Annotated in this window: 14 protein-coding genes and 1 pseudogene; 10 read left to right on the top strand and 5 right to left on the bottom strand. The window is 72.1% G+C overall.

Going from position 1 to position 16,200, the window contains the following annotated elements; all coding sequences use genetic code 11:
• The first annotated feature begins 35 nt into the window (after positions 1-35).
• The 3 genes from accC to AABA78_RS34305 are packed head-to-tail and all read left to right on the top strand — an operon-like array spanning position 36 to position 2,632.
• The gene (gene accC / locus AABA78_RS34315) at positions 36-1,553 is read left to right on the top strand and encodes an acetyl-CoA carboxylase biotin carboxylase subunit (RefSeq protein WP_338269698.1); all 1,518 of its coding nucleotides are present in this window, start codon (positions 36-38) and stop codon (positions 1,551-1,553) included.
• Positions 1,554-1,592: 39 nt separating this feature from the next.
• Positions 1,593-2,102 (top strand): DUF2118 domain-containing protein, encoded by a 510-nt coding sequence (locus AABA78_RS34310; RefSeq protein WP_338269697.1) that lies wholly within the window; start codon positions 1,593-1,595, stop codon positions 2,100-2,102.
• 8 nt (positions 2,103-2,110) lie between these two features.
• Positions 2,111-2,632, top strand: coding sequence for a YfbM family protein (locus AABA78_RS34305; protein ID WP_338269695.1), 522 nt, complete (start codon positions 2,111-2,113; stop codon positions 2,630-2,632).
• Positions 2,633-2,655: 23 nt separating this feature from the next.
• Here the strand turns inward: AABA78_RS34305 and AABA78_RS34300 are convergent, their stop codons facing one another.
• A complete protein-coding gene (locus AABA78_RS34300; protein WP_338269693.1) occupies positions 2,656-3,441 on the bottom strand; it encodes a TSUP family transporter in 786 nt (261 codons plus the stop codon).
• Positions 3,442-3,549: 108 nt separating this feature from the next.
• On the opposite strand from AABA78_RS34300, the gene AABA78_RS34295 reads away from it, so the two are divergent.
• The 6 genes from AABA78_RS34295 (at position 3,550) to AABA78_RS34270 (ending at position 9,893) form a co-directional block, all read left to right on the top strand.
• The gene (locus AABA78_RS34295; RefSeq protein ID WP_338269691.1) at positions 3,550-4,362 is read left to right on the top strand and encodes a hypothetical protein; all 813 of its coding nucleotides are present in this window, start codon (positions 3,550-3,552) and stop codon (positions 4,360-4,362) included.
• 106 nt (positions 4,363-4,468) lie between these two features.
• On the top strand, positions 4,469-7,228 hold the full coding sequence (locus tag AABA78_RS34290; protein WP_338269690.1) for a DnaJ domain-containing protein: 2,760 nt from the start codon (positions 4,469-4,471) through the stop codon (positions 7,226-7,228).
• A gap of 27 nt (positions 7,229-7,255) precedes the next feature.
• The gene (gene yhbY / locus AABA78_RS34285; RefSeq protein WP_171420452.1) at positions 7,256-7,612 is read left to right on the top strand and encodes a ribosome assembly RNA-binding protein YhbY; all 357 of its coding nucleotides are present in this window, start codon (positions 7,256-7,258) and stop codon (positions 7,610-7,612) included.
• 133 nt (positions 7,613-7,745) lie between these two features.
• Positions 7,746-8,018, top strand: coding sequence for a hypothetical protein (locus AABA78_RS34280; protein ID WP_338269687.1), 273 nt, complete (start codon positions 7,746-7,748; stop codon positions 8,016-8,018).
• Entirely contained in the window at positions 8,015-8,905 is an 891-nt protein-coding gene (locus AABA78_RS34275; RefSeq protein ID WP_338269685.1) for a hypothetical protein, read from the top strand. Before AABA78_RS34280 ends, AABA78_RS34275 begins: the two co-directional genes overlap by 4 nt.
• A 130-nt stretch (positions 8,906-9,035) precedes the next feature.
• Entirely contained in the window at positions 9,036-9,893 is an 858-nt protein-coding gene (locus AABA78_RS34270; RefSeq protein ID WP_338269684.1) for a hypothetical protein, read from the top strand.
• 210 nt (positions 9,894-10,103) lie between these two features.
• On the opposite strand, the gene AABA78_RS34265 is transcribed toward AABA78_RS34270, so the two are convergent.
• Entirely contained in the window at positions 10,104-12,497 is a 2,394-nt protein-coding gene (locus AABA78_RS34265; RefSeq protein WP_338269682.1) for a YfhO family protein, read from the bottom strand.
• 139 nt (positions 12,498-12,636) lie between these two features.
• Between AABA78_RS34265 and AABA78_RS34260 the strand changes: the two genes are divergently transcribed.
• A complete protein-coding gene (locus AABA78_RS34260) occupies positions 12,637-13,755 on the top strand; it encodes an alpha/beta fold hydrolase (protein WP_338269680.1) in 1,119 nt (372 codons plus the stop codon).
• On the opposite strand, the gene AABA78_RS34255 is transcribed toward AABA78_RS34260, so the two are convergent.
• The 3 genes and pseudogenes from AABA78_RS34255 to AABA78_RS34245 all read right to left on the bottom strand — a co-directional run.
• Positions 13,733-14,902, bottom strand: coding sequence for a metallophosphoesterase (locus tag AABA78_RS34255; RefSeq protein ID WP_338269679.1), 1,170 nt, complete (start codon positions 14,900-14,902; stop codon positions 13,733-13,735). The genes AABA78_RS34260 and AABA78_RS34255 overlap by 23 nt on opposite strands.
• A 96-nt stretch (positions 14,903-14,998) precedes the next feature.
• Complete coding sequence (locus tag AABA78_RS34250; protein ID WP_338269676.1) at positions 14,999-15,556, bottom strand: Uma2 family endonuclease; 558 nt, start codon at positions 15,554-15,556, stop codon at positions 14,999-15,001.
• A 66-nt stretch (positions 15,557-15,622) separates the two neighbouring features.
• Positions 15,623-16,078, bottom strand: a pseudogene (locus tag AABA78_RS34245) (Uma2 family endonuclease); the annotation flags it as partial.
• Positions 16,079-16,200: the final 122 nt, after the last annotated feature.

Below are 16,200 nucleotides of genomic sequence, written 5' to 3'. Positions count from 1 at the left end.
GGCAATCCCGGGCGCCCCATGCTAGACGGGCGCCCATGCCCAAGATCCGCAAAGTGCTCGTCGCCAACCGCGGCGAGATCGCCATCCGGGTGATGCGCACCTGCAAGGACCTCGGCATCGCCACCGTGGCGGTGTACTCCGAAGCAGACCGCTCCGCCCTGCACGTGCGCACGGCCGACCAGGCCTTCTTCGTCGGGCCCCCGCCCTCGCGCGAGAGCTACCTCGTGCAGGAGCGCATCCTGGAGGTCGCGAAGCAGTCCGGCGCGGACGCCATCCACCCTGGATACGGCTTCCTGTCGGAGAACGCGTCCTTCGTGCGCGCCTGCGAGAAGGCCGGCATCACCTTCATCGGTCCGCCGGCCGCCGCCATGGACGCCATGGGTGAGAAGACCCGCGCCCGCGCGAACATGATCAAGGCGGGCGTGCCCGTCGTCCCCGGCACCACGGAGCCCATCGCCACCATCGAGGAGGCGCGCGAGTACGCGCAGAAGATCGGCTTCCCCATCATGCTCAAGGCCGCCGGCGGCGGTGGCGGCAAGGGCATGCGCCGCGTGGAGGGCATGGCCGACTTCGACTCCGCGTGGCGCTCCGCCAAGAGCGAGGCGATGAGCTCGTTCGGCAACGACGCGGTCTACATCGAGAAGTACCTGGAGAAGCCCCACCACGTGGAGATCCAGGTCTTCGCCGACCAGTACGGCAACACCATCCACCTGAACGAGCGCGAGTGCTCCGCGCAGCGCCGTCACCAGAAGGTGGTCGAGGAGACGCCCAGCCCCATCCTCACGGCGGAGATGCGCGCGAAGATGGGCGAGGTCGCGGTGAAGGCGGCCAAGGCCGTCAACTACGTGGGCGCCGGGACGGTGGAGTTCCTGGTGGACGTGCACCGCAACTTCTACTTCCTGGAGATGAACACCCGCCTCCAGGTGGAGCACCCGGTGACGGAGTGGGTCACGGGCCTGGACCTGGTGGCCATGCAGATCCGCGCCGCGGAGGGTGAGAAGCTCCCCCTCTTCGAGGCGCCCGCGCCGCGCGGCCACGCCATCGAAGTGCGCGTGTACGCGGAAGACCCGGCGCGCAACTTCATGCCCAGCCCCGGGAAGATCCACGCGCTGCGCGTGCCGAGCGGCCCGAACGTGCGCGACGACTCGGGCGTGTTCGCGGGCTTCACGGTGCCCAACTTCTACGACCCCATGATTTCCAAGCTGTCCGTGTGGGGCGCCACGCGCGAGGAGGCCATCGCGCGGGCCAAGCGCGCGCTGTCCGAGTACGTGGTGAAGGGCATCACCACCAACATCCGCTACCTGCACGGCATCCTGTCCCACCCGGAGTTCGTGGGCGGGGACTACGACACCAGCTTCCTCACCCGCCAGCATACGGAGCTCCTGGGCGAGGAGGACCCCAAGCTCAGCGAGGTGGCGCTGCTCGCGAGCACGCTGCACGCCTTCCAGCGCGACCAGAAGCGCGCGAAGACGCTCCCGTCGCGCAGCGGTGGCGGTGACGCCAGCGGCCGCATCAGCCCGTGGCGCCTGGCGCTGAAGAGCCGCCGCCGCTGATCCACTTCCTGCCCAAGCCCAAGGAAGGACCTTTCCTCCATGCGTTACTTCACGAAGCAGCAGGGTCAGAAGGAGTCGGTGCCGGTGGACCTGGAGTCACTGGGTCAGGACCGCTACCGGCTCACGGTGAACGGCAAGGAATACCACGTGGACGCGCTCTCCGTGGACCAGGGCACGCTGTCGCTCCTGGTGGACGGCCAGTCGTACAACGTCGAGTTCGAGGAGAACGGCGACGAGATTGGCACGCTGGTGCGCGGGCAGGTGAACCGCACCGACGTGGCGGATGAGCGCAAGCTGCGCATGCGCGCGGCCGCGGGCAGCTTCTCCGTGGAGGGCCGCCAGCTCATCCTCGCGCCCATGCCCGGCAAGGTGGTGAAGGTGCTGGTCAAGGTCGGCGACGAGGTGAAGGAGGGCCAGGGGCTCGTGGTCGTGGAGGCCATGAAGATGGAGAACGAGCTCAAGAGCCCCAAGGCCGGCAAGGTCACGGAGGTGTTCGCCAAGGAAGGCACCGCCGTGGAGAACAACGCCAAGCTCGTCGTCGTGGAGTAGGCCGCCCCATGGAGATGCTCTGCACGCTGCGCAGCACCACCGAGACGCAGCGCCAGGCCTTGCAGAAGGCGCCGGAGTCGCTGGAGCCCTTCCTGGAGGACGAGGAGGACTTCGGCGACGCGAAGGGCGCGGCGTTCCTGGAGCTGGACATCGGCGAGGCGTGGCACGGCCTCCAGTACCTGCTCACCGGCACCGCGTGGGAGGGCAAGCCGCCCCTGGACTTCCTGGTGCGCGGCGGCGAGGACGTGGGCGACATCCCGTCGGATGAAGGCACCGCGCGCGTGTTCGACGCGCCTTCCGTGAAGGCGCTGGCGGAGGCGCTGAAGAAGACCTCCGTGGAGGACCTGCGCAAGCGCTTCGACCCGGCGCGGCTCCAGGCGGAGGACATCTACCCCGGCACCTGGGACGAGGAGGAGCCGGCGGAGGACGTGGATCCGCTGGAGGAGCTGCTCTCCTACTTCGTGGAGCTCCAGAAGTTCACCGCCGCCGTGGCGAAGCGGGGCCTGGCGCTGCTGGTGCACATCGGCTGAAGGCCGGGGCGGGCGCGCCTGCCTCAGGCCGCCCAGCCCAGCCACACGTCGCGCCCCAGCTTCAGCACCAGCGCGGCCACCACGCCCAGCACCACGACGCGCACCAGCCTGTCGCCGCCCTTCACCGCCATGTGCGCGCCCAGCCACGCGCCGGTGAACTGCGCCGCGGCCATGGGCAGCGCCACCTTCCACAGCACGACGCCCCGGAGCGCGAAGAGCGTCACCGACGCCAGGTTGGAGGCGAAGTTCACCACCTTCGCGTCCGCGGACGCACGCGCCAGCCCGTGGCCCAGGAGCGACGAGAACGCCACGATGAGGAACGTGCCGGTGCCCGGGCCGAAGAAGCCGTCATAGGTGCCGATGCAGAGCGCAATGAGCGCGCCGATGGCCTGCGCGCGCGGCCGGGGCGAGGGCTCCACGCCGTCCCGCTTCGGCGGCGCGCGGCGGAAGGCGAGGAACACCGCCACCGCGATGAGCAGCACCAGCACCAGCGGCTTGAGCACCTCCGGCTTGAGCAGCAGCACCAGCGCCGCGCCGCCGAACGCGCCCATCAGGCCGAAGGGGAACGTCGCCTTGGCCAGTTGCTTGTCCACGAGCCCCGCGCGCGCGAAGCGCACCAGCGCCGCGCCCGAGCCGAACACGGACTGCCCCTTGTTGGTGCCCAGCGCCACGTGCGCGGGCAGGCCCGCAGTCAGCAGCGCCGGCAGGGTGATGAGCCCGCCGCCTCCCGCGATGGCGTCCACGAAGCCCGCGCTCAGCGCGGCGACACACAGCAGCACCAGCTTCAACGCGCTGACGTCCAGGTCCACGGTGGGGCCCGCCTCCTCGCCGCGGGTGGCGCCCGCTTATCACCCGGACGGCGCGCCGTCCCGGCCGGTTGCTTGCGTCGCGCTGAAGCTTGGGGGTCAATGCGGTCCATGCTCGCGACCCTGATGACCGTGCTGGCGTTGACGCTCGCCGCGCCGCCCTCGCAGCCCGACGCGACCACCGCCACGTGCCGCTCCATCGACGGGCACGTGTCCTGTGGCTATGCGTGCAAGTCGGATGGACAGCGCGTGCGGTGTGCCCAGACGCTCCAGGGCAAGTGCACCGTCATCGACGGTCAGGCCGTCTGCTTCGACCCGCCCGCCTACGTGGTGAAGGCCTTTGGCGCTGGGCTGCCGGAGCCGGAGTGCAAGACCATCGACGGGGTGGTGGGCTGCGGCTACGGGTGCGTCACCGACTTCGGCAAGGTGCAGTGCGCGAAGACGCCCATGGGCGTGTGCCGCAGCCAGGGCGGCAACGTGACGTGCTTCGACCCGCCCGCCGCGGTGTTCGCGGTGTTCGGCCGGCAGGTGCCGCGCGCGCAGTGCGTCAGCAACGGCGTGCAGCTGGCGTGCGGCTTCAACTGCGTGAACGCCTCCGAAGGCGTGCGGTGCGCGAAGACGCCCATGGGCGTGTGCAAGGCGCAGAACGGCCACGTCACCTGCTTCGACCCGTCACCTGGAGCGCTCTGCGCGTGGGGCAAGGGCCTGGCGGCGCCCCAGTGCAAGCTGAGCGAGACGGGCCCGGTGTGCGGCTACAACTGCACCACGGCCTACGGCAAGGTGGCGTGCTCGGGGACTCCGGCGGGCATCTGCAAGGTCTTCGACAGCGAGGTGTACTGCTTCGACCCGCCCGCCGAGCAGCAGGCCGACGCGGCCTGTCTCGCCAGCGTGGGGCTGGCGGCCATCGAGGGCGCCACGCCCTGAAACGCCTGCCCGCCCGCTCGCGGGAGGTCGTCCGCTTGGACGCGGGCGCGGGCAGCGATAAAATTTCGGCTTCCCGGCGCTAGAGGGAATGGGAGCAGGACGGCACATGGCGGAGGGCGAGGTCCGGCAGTACTGGGTGCGGAACGATCGGGGCACCACGTGGGGGCCCCTGACGGGTCCGACCATCGAGCTGCTCATCGACAGCGGCTCCATCCAGGGCAAGCTCCAGGTCTCCAGCGACGGTCTGCAGTTCGCCTTCCCGTGGCGCTTCCCGGAGGTGCGGGACGCGTTCCCCCGTGAGCTGTGGGGGGACGGCGCGCCCGCGTCGCTGGTGCAGTCCGCGCCCGCCGCCATCGTTCCGCCGCCGCCCGGCCCTGGCCCCGCGCCCATGGCAGGCCCGGGAGCCGCGCCCATGGCGGGTCCCGGAGCGCCCCTCGTCGCGGGTCCGGGAGCCATGCCCATGGCGGGTCCTGGCGCGATGCGGGGCCCCGGACCTGGAGCAGCGCGTCCGGCCGTCGACGCGGCGGGACGTCCTGTCGCCGCCGCGCGGCCCGCGGGGCCTCCTGTCGCGGCGGCCCGTCCACCGGGTGCACCCGCAGGGGCGCCCGCGGCGGCCCGTCCTGCCGCGCCCCAGACGCCGCAGCCTCCGGCGGATGACGGGACCAACACGGTGCCGCCGCAGGGGCAGCTCCAGCAGTGCTCGCCCATGCAGCTGTATGGGCGCATCGCCGCGGGCGAGCAGACGGGCCTGCTGACGCTGGGGCTCTCGGACCGCACGCTGTCGATCCACTTCCGCAAGGGCAGCCCGGAGTTCGTGGACTCGTCGCACGCGGAGGACGCGCTGGGCGTGTCGCTGCTGGGGGCGCGGCTCCTGACGGCGGAGCAGCTCCAGCAGGCGGAAGGGGCCAAGGACCGCTTCGGGGGTGATCTGCTCGCGGCGCTGTTCGGGCTGGGGCTGCTCCAACCGGCGACGGCGTTCACGCAGCTGGCGCAGCGGGCGCTGGGCATCCTGGGCAAGGCGCTGCGAGCGGAGTCCGGGACGTTCTCCTTCGAGGCGCGCGACCTGCCGGCGCAGAAGGCGATGCCGCTGGGCAACCGCTGGGCGTTGCTCAGCGACCAGGTGCGCCGCATGCCGACGGCGGACCTCAAGCGGCGGCTGGGCTACGTGCTGCCCATGCCCATCATGAAGTCCGGGGGCCGGGTGCCCTCCAGCGACCTGCGCCTGACGCCGCACGAGGTGCGCGCGCTCTCCTTCATCGACGGCGTGCGGTCGCTGGGGCAGCTGCTCCAGGACGTGCCGCAGGACGCGGAGCACCTGCTGCGCGTGGCGTTCCTGTTGAAGGAGCTGAACGGCGTCTCGTTCGCGGCGGCCTCGCGCACACAGGCGGCGGCCGCGCCTCCCCCGGCCTCGGGCCCCACCGCCGCGCCTGGGGCCCGTCCGCCCGGCGCCGCGCCCACGGCGGGCCCGGGTGCCCCGACCCGTCCGTCCGGCAGCGTGCCCACGGTGGGTCCAGGGGCCGCCGGTCCTGGCGCGCCCGTCGCGGGTCCAGCCGCCGCGCCCGGTGCGCCTGCCGCGGGTCCTGGAGCCAGGCCCATGGCCGGACCTGGAGCACCGGTCGCGGGTCCGGGTACAGCGCACGGTGCGCCTGTCGCGGGCCCCGGAGCCAGGCCCATGGCCGGACCCGGCGCGCCCGTCGCGGGTCCAGGCGCCACGCCGATGGCTGGACCTGGAGCACCCGTCGCGGGCCCGGGTGCCACGCCGATGGCCGGGCCCGGTGCGCCTGTCGCGGGCCCGGGCGCTCCCGTCGCGGGTCCCGGTGCGTTCGTCGCGGGCCCGGGCGCTCCCGTCGCGGGTCCCGGTGCGTTCGTCGCGGGCCCGGGCGCTCCCGTCGCGGGTCCCGGTGCCGCGCCCCGCCCTGCCGGTGCCCCTCCCACGGGTGCCGCGCCCGTCGCGGGGCCCGGTGCCGCGCGTCCCGGAGCCGCGCCCACGGCGGGCCCCGGTGCGGCGCCGCGTCCTCCGGGCGCCGGAGCCGCCCCCACCGCTGGCCCGGGCGCACGGCCCCCGGGTGCTCCCGCCGCAGCCGCCCCCACCGCTGGCCCGGGCGCCGCGCCCACGGCGGGTCCGGGCGCACGGCCCGCTCCTCCCGTCGTCGCGGCCCCCGCGGCTTCGGGCTCCGCCCCCGGTTCGGACGAACTGCCCGCGCTGCGCCAGCTCGCCGCGACCATGAAGGGGCAGAACCACTTCCAGCGGCTCGGCCTCACCGAACAGACCGACGGCAGCGCGGTGAAGATCGCCTACTTCCGCCTGGCCAAGCTCTACCACCCGGACACCCTGCCCCCCGGGGCCCCGGCGGAGCTGGAGAAGCTCAAGGCGGAGGTCTTCGCGTACATCGGCGACGCCTACCGCGCCCTCTCCGACGACAAGAACCGCGCGGCCTACCTGGAGGACCTCAAGAACGGCGGCGCCGACGGCGGCGTGGACGTCCAGGCCATCCTCCAGGCCGAGGAACTCTTCCAGAAGTCCTGCATCCTGGTGAAGGCGCGCAAGTACCCGGAAGCCGTGAAGATGCTCAGCGACGCCATCGCCCTCAACGCCGAGGAGCCGGAGTTCTTCGCCTGGCGGGGCTACGCGCGCTTCCTCGCCTCACCCGACAAGAAGGCCGCCCAGCCGGAGGCCTTCCGCGAAATCCAGGCCGCCATCAAGCGCAACGAGCGCTGCGCCCCCGCCCACTACTTCCTGGGCGTCATCGCCAAGCTGTGCGGCGACGCGGCCGGGGCCCTCAAGCACTTCAAGCGGACGGTCGAGCTGCAACCGGACCACATTGATGCGATGCGAGAGGTCCGCATGGCGTCGCAAAAGAAGTAGGGTGCGCGCCTTTTCAAGGAGACACCCATGCCCCTCACCGGGAAAGAACGCCGCCACCTGCGGGCCCTCGGCCACCACCTGGAGCCGGTGGTCATCGTCGGCTCGTCCGGCGTCACCGAGGGCGTCATCGCCGCCGTCGAGCAGGCGCTGAACGACCACGAGCTCATCAAGGTGAAGATCAACGAAGGTCCGGAAGGCCGCCACGAAGGCGCTGACCACATCGCCGAGGCCACCGGCGCGGAGATCGCGCAGCTGCTGGGCCGCACCGCCCTCTTCTTCAAGCGCCGCAAGCAGAAGTCCCGCTTCGAGGACGTCCTCAAGGGCCCGCATGAGCCCCGGCCGGCCCCCAAGGCGGACGAAGAGAAGAAGCCCCGCCGCCGCTAAGCCGCACCGCTTTCCCAGAGGTTTCGGGGAAATCAGGCCAGCGCGAGCATTTTGTCCGGGTCCGAGGGCCGCTGGCCCTCGTACCGGGTTCGAAATGTCCCTACGCTGGGGGTCTTCCCCCCGCGGAGGTGACGTGCAGACACCCTCGTCCTCCCCTTCATCCGCTCCTGGCTGGCACGACCTGCTGATGCATCACCTGGAGCCACTGCTGGGTGACTTCACGGCCAAGATGGCCATCCACACCGCCGCGCTGCGAGCCCTCAAGCGCCCACCCGAACAGGTAGGCCTGCAGGACGTGCCGCAGGTGCTGGAGGGCCTCAAGCCCATGCTCAACGTCTTCATCGGCGCGCTGCGCACGACGAACACGCTCACGGAGATTTCGAAGGCCATGGAGAAGCTGCGATGACCGCCCCCCGTCCCTCTTCGGGGCACGCGACCCGGAAGGTGGCGCCCTGGCTGGGCGCAGTCGCGGTGCTCCAACTCGTGCACCTGGGCGCGGTGGCCACGTCCTTCCCGGACGCGCACCGGCTGGCGCTCGTGGGTGACGTGGCGGGCTGGACCGTGGGCCTGCTCGCGGTGCTGGGCACGGCGGCGGCGGCGCTGTCGTTCGGCGCTGGCGACTACCTGCGCCGCGTGTGGGGGCTGCTGACGGCGGGCGCGGTCCTGTCGCTCGTCAGCACGGCCCTGCGCAGCTACTGGATGCACGCGGTGCCGGACGTGCCGTTCACGGAGTCGCCGCTGTTGCCCGTGCGCATGGGCGTGGTGGTGCTGGCGAACGTGAGCACCACGTTCGCGCTGGTGCTGCTGTCGCGCACGTACCGGCAGTCGGGCCTCCAGCCGCCGCCCAGCCCCCGCGCGACGCTCCTGTGGGGGGTGGCGGCGCTGGCGGCGCTGGCGGTGGGTGGGCCGGCGCTCATCGCGGCGGTGGGGCACCTGGGCCAGGGCTTCGCGGCCACGTGCACGGCGGTCATCGCGCTGGCGTCCACGCTGGCGGACATGACGACCATCCTGCTCGTCGCCCCCATCCTCCGCGTCGCGTACATGCTGCGAGGCGGGCGGCTCGCCTGGGTGTGGTGGGCCATGGGCATGTCCGGCGCGGTGTGGCTCTTCTACGACGCGCGCGAGTGGCTGGCGCCGCTGCTGCCCGGCAACCCCGCCGAAGCGGTGGAGCTGCTGCGCACGCTGCGCACCTCGGGGCTCGCGATGCTGGGGCTCGCCGGGTGGCTGCAGCGCTCGGCGCTCGCGTCGGCCCGGCGCCAGTCGCACGCCGAGGTCGCCATCCCCACGGCCTGACCCGGCCCGCCGCGCTGACGCACGTGGCCACGGCCCGCTCCCTGTCCGGAGCGGGCCGTTCTATTTTCCGGGGAGCGCGGGGCTGGAGGAGACTGGGGCACCCCGTTTCCGCCCAGGAGGCTCCACCCCCATGCGACTTTCCCCGCGGTCCCTGCTGTTGGTCACCTGTCTGCTGGCGGGCTGCCGGACGGCGCGAGAAGCCCCGGCGACGCCCGCGAAGGCGGACTGCGGCCCGGTGATTCCCGGCATGGAGGCGGTGCTCAAGCCCGCGGCCTTCGTCGTGCTGGGGGAGATCCACGGAACGCAGGAGCTGCCGGCCTTCGCGGCGCGGCTGGCGTGTCACGCGGCGGCGGCGGGCCAGCCGGTACGGCTCGCGCTGGAGATGCCCGTGGAGGACCAGGCGCGCCTCGACGCGTTCGTCGCGGGCGAGGCCGAGGGGCCTCCCGACAGCGCCTTCTGGCACCGCGAGGCGCAGGACGGCCGTGGCAGCCTGGCGATGCGGGGCTTGCTCGAGCGCGCGCGGGAGCTGCGGCACGCGGGGCTGCCAGTGCGGGTGGTGGCGTTCGATCCGGGCGGCAAGGACCGCGACGACACGATGGCGGAACAGCTCCGTCAGGCGCGGAGCCAGGCGCGCGAGGACACCTTCATCGTGCTCGTGGGCAACCTGCACGCGCGCCGCGACGTGGGCGCGCCCTGGGACGAAAAGCTCCAGTTCATGACGCACCGGCTGCTCGAAGCGGAGCCCGGTCTGGTGTCGCTCGACGTGGTGAACGCCGGAGGCTCCGCATGGGTCTGCCGAGGCATGACGGCGGACACCTGTGGCCAGCAGCCCCTGCGAGGCCAGGGCGAGGCGCAGGCCCCGGGAATCCGCCTCCAGAAGAAGGCGGATGATCCGGACGGCTACGACGGCACCTACTCCGTGGGAGCCCTGAGCGCCTCGCCGCCCGCGTTCGACACCACCAGCACCGCGACGCCCGCGCCCCGCTGAGCCCCCTCCCCTCCCGCCCGGCGTGGCCCAACTGGTCCGACTGTCGGACCAGTTCATGCGGTCCGCCGCCCACGGGGAGCCCTCCGGCCCGGCGTGGTCCAACTGGTCCGACTGTCGGACCAGTTCGTGCGGTCCGCCGCCGACGGGAGCCCTACGCGGTTCTCACCTTCTCAGCCCTGGGGACGGCCTTCGTGTCCGAAGGACGGGCGCTCAGCTCCGGGGACGGCGCCGCGACACGACCATCGCGGCGACCAGCGCGACCAGCGTGAGCGCGCCCAGCCACAGCCCGGGGACCAGCCCCGGCGTGCGGTAGCGCATCACCACCGTGTGGATCCCCGCCGGCACCGCCACCGCGCGCACCGCCACGTTGGCGGCGAGGATGGGCGCGGGCTCGCCATCCAGCGTCGCGGTCCAGCCGGGCAGGTAAGCATCGTTGATCACCAGCACCGAGGGCGCCGCCGCCTCCAGGTCCACCGTGAAGTGCTCCGGCGATTCGCGCGAGACGCGCACGCCTCCGGTGCCGGACGCGGCCTCTACCGGCAACGGCGCCGGGCACTCCACGAGGACGGTGCCTGACGCGGGCGGCTCGGGCTCCGTCATCCGCGCCAGCGCCTCATCGAACGTGGCCACGCACTCCGGCCGGGCCAGGTGGATCCGCGCGGGCGCTTGCGGATGCGCCAGCAGCGTTGTCTCGAAGAGCGGCTCCTGCGCCAGCACGCGCGCTCCCGGAGGCAGGCCCGCTCCCAGGTCCCGCGTGTGGGTCACCGTGAAGGGCGTGGACAGGCGCGGGGCCAGCTCGAAGGACCAACGTCGTGCGTCGCCCATCAGCCGCAGCAGGCGCGTGCTCCGCCCCGGCAGGTAGCTGCCCGCGCTCTCGATGTCCCAGAACACCGACGTGTCCGGCGCCAGCACCGCCACCTGCCCCAGGCTCAGCCGATCCTTGAACTCGTAGCCGGGCAGGGGCGGCGCCCCGTAGCCCTTCACCACCGTGTTCACCCGCACCGGCTCCTCCGCCGGCGCGGACGCGCGGATCCGCTCCGCGAACGGAGGCGGCGTCTCCAATATCTCCGCCGGGGACACCTGGTAGAGCGGCCCGTTCTCCAGGAAGAGCGCCGCGCCCTGAAGCGCCACCAGCCCCACGCCCAGCCGGGGCCGCCACGCCAGGACCGCGCACACCAGCGCGAGCCCCGCCGCCGTTCCCCCCATGCGAACCACGTTGTTCGACAGGCCCTCAATGGCTGCGGAGGGAGCATCCGGCCAGTGCGGCAACACCCAGCCCCGAGTCCACAGCCCGCCCACCGCCTCGCCCAACGCGACCGCCGCGCAGAGGGCCGCCACGCCGATGCCCGCGACGATGACCGCGCGCGGAGCGCCGCCCGGCCCCAGACACCGTCGCCAGCCCAGGCCCGCGCCCACCGCGAGCCCCAGCACCAGGAAGGACCCCAGTTTCTCCGGGTAGCGGAAGGGCCGCCACAGCGGCAGCAGCCGGTACACCCAGCCGTACACGGGCAGGGCCGACCCCAGCACCAGCGCCAGCAGCAACAGCCACGCGCCCACGAACACCCAGGTGCGCCGCCGCCGCCACGAAGCCATCAGGCCCGCCAGCGCCAGCACGCACGCGGGCGTCCCCACGTAGAGCGAGTCCACCCACGCGCGCGTGAAGCTCCCCATGCGGATGAGCTTGCGCACCGCGATCTCCGGGATGCCGCGCACCCCGACCGGATCCGTCAGGAACGGGCCCAGCACCAGCTCCCCCACGCGCAGCGGATGCAGGGAGAAGTTCTGCGCCTCCGCCAGCGACCGGGCCCCGGGCTCGCCCGTCGCCACCAGCGCCGCGGCGGGGAGCAACTGGGGCGCGGCCAGCAGCCCGCCCGTCGCCACCAGCAGCAGACACGCCCCCACGCGCCGGCCCCACGTCCCCGGCGCCGTCACGGGCTCCGTCAGCGCCACCAGCACCCCGAGCGCCTGCGTGACGGCGAACGCCTGCGCATCCCCGCCGAACGCGACCAGCGCCAGCAGTCCCCCGCCCACCGTGAGCCGGGCCGCCGTGGGGCGCCGCACGAAGCGCAGCACGCCCCAGAGCGCGGCGGGGACGGTGCTCGCGGGCAGCAGGTACGTGGGGTTGTTCGTGATGCAGACCAGATAGCCGCTGAAGGTGAACGTCAGCGCTCCGAACAGCGCGCCCGCGCGGGGGACGCCCCACTCGCGCAGGAGCGCCACCGTGCCCAGCAGCGCGACCGGGAAGCACAGCAGCACGGTGAGCTTCACCGCCCCGCCCAGGGGCAGCACCAGGTGCAGCAGCGTCGTGGGGTGGAACACGCCGGAGATGAAGATGGCGGGGAACGACTGCCCGAAGCCGTCGTAGGGGAACCAGTCGGGGAACTCGCCCCGCGACACGCGCGAGGCCCAATAGGCCCGCATCGGGTAGAAGGCCCGCAGCGTGTCGCCCGCCAGGAAGATGTCGCGCGTGAACGTCGCCCGGAAGAAGAAGAGCGCCGGCAGCACCAGCGACAGCCCCCCGACAATCCAGCGCCAGCCGGGCCGGACCTCGTCCACCCGCCGGGAGTCCGCCTCGGGAATCGGTGCGCCAGGGTTCGTGTCCACGTGTGCGCGGCATCGTCGGTGACGCCCGCCCCCAAGCCAAGTGTCGTCTGCCCACGCCGGGCCCACCGCGCGGGGTGGCCGTCCTCCCACCGGGCGCGCTACATGCCGGGCTCCACTCATGCGGCACGAGGAACCTGGAATGCTCGCACGCACCTGGCGCGGGGTGACGAAGGCGGAGGACGCCGACGCCTACCTCACCTATCTCCACCAGACGGGCCTCACGCACTACCGGCGCACGCCGGGCAACCTGGCCGCGTACTGCCTGCGCAAGGTGGCGGACGGGCGCGCGGAGTTCCTTCTCGTCACCCTCTGGGAGTCGATGGACGCGGTGAAGCGCTTCGCGGGCGACACGCCGGAGCGCGCCATCTTCTTCCCGGAGGACGACCGCTACCTCATCGACCGGGACCTGCACGTCACCCACTACGAGGTCCCCTTCGCGGAAGGGCAGGCCTTCGAACCCCAGCGCGTCCGCTTCGACGACTTCCGCGTGGCGGGGCCCGCGGGCGACCTGCGGCTGGTGGACACCGGCGGAGGGGGGAAGGCCCTGCCCGTCGTCTTCGTGCACGGGCTCGCGGGCAACACTTCCCACTGGCAGGCGCAATTGGAGCACCTGGCCCGGCAGGGCCGCCGGGGCATCGCGCTGGAGCTGCGCGGCCACGGCGGATCCACGTACCCGGAGCCGGAGGACTTCACGCTGGAGTCGCTGACAGGCGACATCGCCGCGGTCGTGCGCGCGCTGGGGCTGCGCCGCTTCGTGCTGGTGGGGCACAGCATCAGCGGGGGCGTGGCGCTGGCGTACGCGGGGGAGAACCCCCGGCAGGTGGCGGGGCTGTTCCTGGTGGATCCGATGACGGACTCGCGCCGGTACCCAGAGGAGCAGGTGACCGCGTACCTCGCCTCGCTGGACGCGCCGGACGTGGCGCAGGCGGTGCGGCAGGACTGGGCGCAGATGGCGGGGGAGCGCTCGGACGTGCGCGAGCGCCTGCTGGCGGACCTGGACGCCACGCCGCTGTCCGCGGTGGTGGCGGTGCAGCGCTCCAGCCTGCGCTTTGATTTGGCGGCCGCGCTCGCGCGCTACCCGGGGCCGAAGTTCTCGCTCGTCGCGCCGGACAACGACGCGCCGCACAGCCTCCACCGGCTGGGGGAGGGCGTGGCGCACCAGGTGGTGGAGGGCGCCGGCCATTGGATCCAGCTGGACCATCCGGACGCGGTCAACGCCGCGCTGGACGCGTTCCTCACGAAGTCAGCACCAGCTTGACCAGCTCCGGGGGGCTGCCCAGCCGCATGGGCGGTCCCCAGAAGCCGCAACCCCGGCTGACGTAGATGTGCGAATCGCCGTGCCGGTAGTGGCCGGCGGAGTGCTCCCAGCTCAGCCCGATGAGCGCCGTCATGGGGAAGAGCTGGCCGCCGTGGGTGTGGCCGGAGATCTGGAGGTCCACGCCCTGCTCTGCGGCCACCTTGAAGTTGGCGGGCTGGTGCGCGAGCAGCACCGCGGCGCGCTCCGGGTCGCGGCCCGCGAGCGCCTGCTCCAGGTCATAGCCCTTCTGGCCCAGGCGCCGACCGCCGTGCCAGTCGTCCACGCCAACCAGGTCGAACGCGCCGCCCGCGTCCCCGATGCGCACGTGCCGGTTGCGCAGCGAGGGAATGCCCAGCGAGTCCAGGTGCGCCACCCACGCCTCCGCGCCGGACGAATAGTCATGGTTGCCGGTGACGAAGAAGCGGCCGTAGCGCGCCTGGAGGTTGCCGAGCGCCGCGACGAAGCCGCCCAGCCGGGGCACGGTGCCGTCCACCAGGTCGCCGGTGATGGCGACGAGGTCCGGCTTGAGCGCGTTGGCCCGCCGCACCAGCTCGTCCATGAAGCGCCGCTGGATGAACGGGCCCACGTGCAGGTCGGTGAGCTGCACGATGCTGAAGCCGTCCAGCGCGCGGGGCAGCCTGGGGATACGGACCACCAGCTCCGTGACCTCCGGAGCCGTGAACGCGCGCCAGCTGCCATACCCCGCCAGCCCCCCGCCCAGCGCGAGCGCCCCACCCGCGGTCGCCTGCGACAGGAAGCGCCGCCGCTCCACATCCACGGAAGGCGCGGCGGGAGCAGGCCGGACCCGGCGTCGCAGGGCGAGCACGGCCCGGCCCACGTCGAGCCCCGCGAGCGCGAGCACCAGGCACAGCGCCACGCCCATCCACGAATAGGACACCAGCTCCACCACGTCGCCAGGAGCCTCCGGCAGCGTGCGCTGAAGGTAGCGCCGCGCAATCAGCACCACCGTCATGAAGCCCAGCAAGAGCGCGGCGACAAGCCGGGGCCCGCGACGGGACGTGAGGTTCCACACGAGCCGCCGGAACAAGTACAGGTGCCCGAGCACGGCACCCAGCGCGATGAGGAGCGAGAACGGAGACAGCGGCATGGGCTCAAGCCTCCCGCGCCTCCCGCCCACGCGCACCTGAATCCGTGCTCGTCTGGCCGCCAGCCGTGACCCAGCGCAAGGAACCGAACTTCCCCGTCAGTCCAGCTGCTCCCAGAGATAGGAGCAATCCAGGGTCAAAGCTTCGAAGGGTTCAATCCTCACGGGTTCAGCATCCAGCGAGATCGCCCTCCGCTCATAGCGACCCGCCTTGAGCAGGAAAAGCTCCAGCAGCCGGGACTCCCGTTCGATGAACCAGACATGCGGAATTCCCGCGCGCTCGTACAGCGGCAGCTTCAGCTCCCGATCCAGGAGTTCCGTTTCAGGCGTCAGCACCTCACCTACCCAATCAGGCGTCGGAATGATGGGATCAGGCTCCGAGATCCTTGGCGCCCGCTCCCGTCTCCAGCCAAGAAGATCAGGGACCAGGATGTCGCCGCCCAGGCCCACTTCGGCCTTGCGCACGATGAGCCAACCACCAGCCCCACGCATTCTCTTGTCGAAGAACTGTATGAGCTCCACCAAGAAGTAGGACGCAAAGAAGGAATCCAGTGGTTTGAGCAAGGGGCTCACGTGCAGCTCCCCGTTGATGATCTCTCCCACCTGGGTTTCGGGCAGTGCATCCAGGTCCGCGGTAGTCGCGGGCTTCTTCTTCATGCGGTCCCCTTCGTCATCGCACGTGAGCCCATCCGGAGCCGATGCCATGACAAGCCCATTCAATCCTCAAGGTTGAATCAAATCAACGCGACCTTTCAGGTCCACCCCTTCAGATTGCTCTGCGTCCCAGATGAACGCGAGATCCAGTTCCACCGCGTCGAAGGGCTCCGCGCGCACGGAAGCAGTCCCGGAATGCGTGAGCAGCGCCGAGTACCGTCCATCCTTCAGGACGAAGACCTCCAACGTGCGCGTCCGAGGATCCATCAACCAGACATGCCGCACTCCCTCGCGGGCGTACACCGGCATTTTCGCCTCGCGGTCCAGCTTCCGGGTGGATGGAGACAGCACCTCGCAGACCCAGTCCGGCGCGAGAGTCGTCGCTGCTGTTTCGGGAACATCGGGCATCCGTTCCAACAGCCATCCCGCGACATCCGGAACCAGGACGTCCTCTCCGAGATGCAGCTCCGGCTCCTCCATGAGGAACCACCCGCCGGGCCCACCCCGCCCCCGCTCGAAAGGGCCTAAACCCCTTCAGGGAAGTCCGGTAAGGCGCAGGCCCGCGTCATCGAAGAAGGCGGCGAGGACATCGTGACGGTAGCCCAGGCGCACAAATGAAGCGCGTGCCTGGGCGCGCAGCTCGGCGA

The organism is Corallococcus caeni, assembly GCF_036245865.1.
Classification (GTDB): Bacteria; Myxococcota; Myxococcia; order Myxococcales; family Myxococcaceae; genus Corallococcus; species Corallococcus caeni.
Note: the sequence above shows the minus strand (reverse complement) of the source record. Positions and strands in the feature narration are given on the sequence as shown.

Bases quoted from the DNA above. Each gene is read 5' to 3' on its own strand.
- accC (WP_338269698.1), top strand. From the start codon at position 36: ATGCCCAAGATCCGCAAAGTGCTCGTCGCCAACCGCGGCGAGATCGCC.
- AABA78_RS34310 (WP_338269697.1), top strand. From the start codon at position 1,593: ATGCGTTACTTCACGAAGCAGCAGGGTCAGAAGGAGTCGGTGCCGGTG.
- AABA78_RS34305 (WP_338269695.1), top strand. From the start codon at position 2,111: ATGGAGATGCTCTGCACGCTGCGCAGCACCACCGAGACGCAGCGCCAG.
- AABA78_RS34295 (WP_338269691.1), top strand. From the start codon at position 3,550: ATGCTCGCGACCCTGATGACCGTGCTGGCGTTGACGCTCGCCGCGCCG.
- AABA78_RS34290 (WP_338269690.1), top strand. From the start codon at position 4,469: ATGGCGGAGGGCGAGGTCCGGCAGTACTGGGTGCGGAACGATCGGGGC.
- yhbY (WP_171420452.1), top strand. From the start codon at position 7,256: ATGCCCCTCACCGGGAAAGAACGCCGCCACCTGCGGGCCCTCGGCCAC.
- AABA78_RS34275 (WP_338269685.1), top strand. From the start codon at position 8,015: ATGACCGCCCCCCGTCCCTCTTCGGGGCACGCGACCCGGAAGGTGGCG.
- AABA78_RS34270 (WP_338269684.1), top strand. From the start codon at position 9,036: ATGCGACTTTCCCCGCGGTCCCTGCTGTTGGTCACCTGTCTGCTGGCG.
- AABA78_RS34260 (WP_338269680.1), top strand. From the start codon at position 12,637: ATGCTCGCACGCACCTGGCGCGGGGTGACGAAGGCGGAGGACGCCGAC.
- AABA78_RS34255 (WP_338269679.1), bottom strand. From the start codon at position 14,902: ATGCCGCTGTCTCCGTTCTCGCTCCTCATCGCGCTGGGTGCCGTGCTC.
- AABA78_RS34250 (WP_338269676.1), bottom strand. From the start codon at position 15,556: ATGAAGAAGAAGCCCGCGACTACCGCGGACCTGGATGCACTGCCCGAA.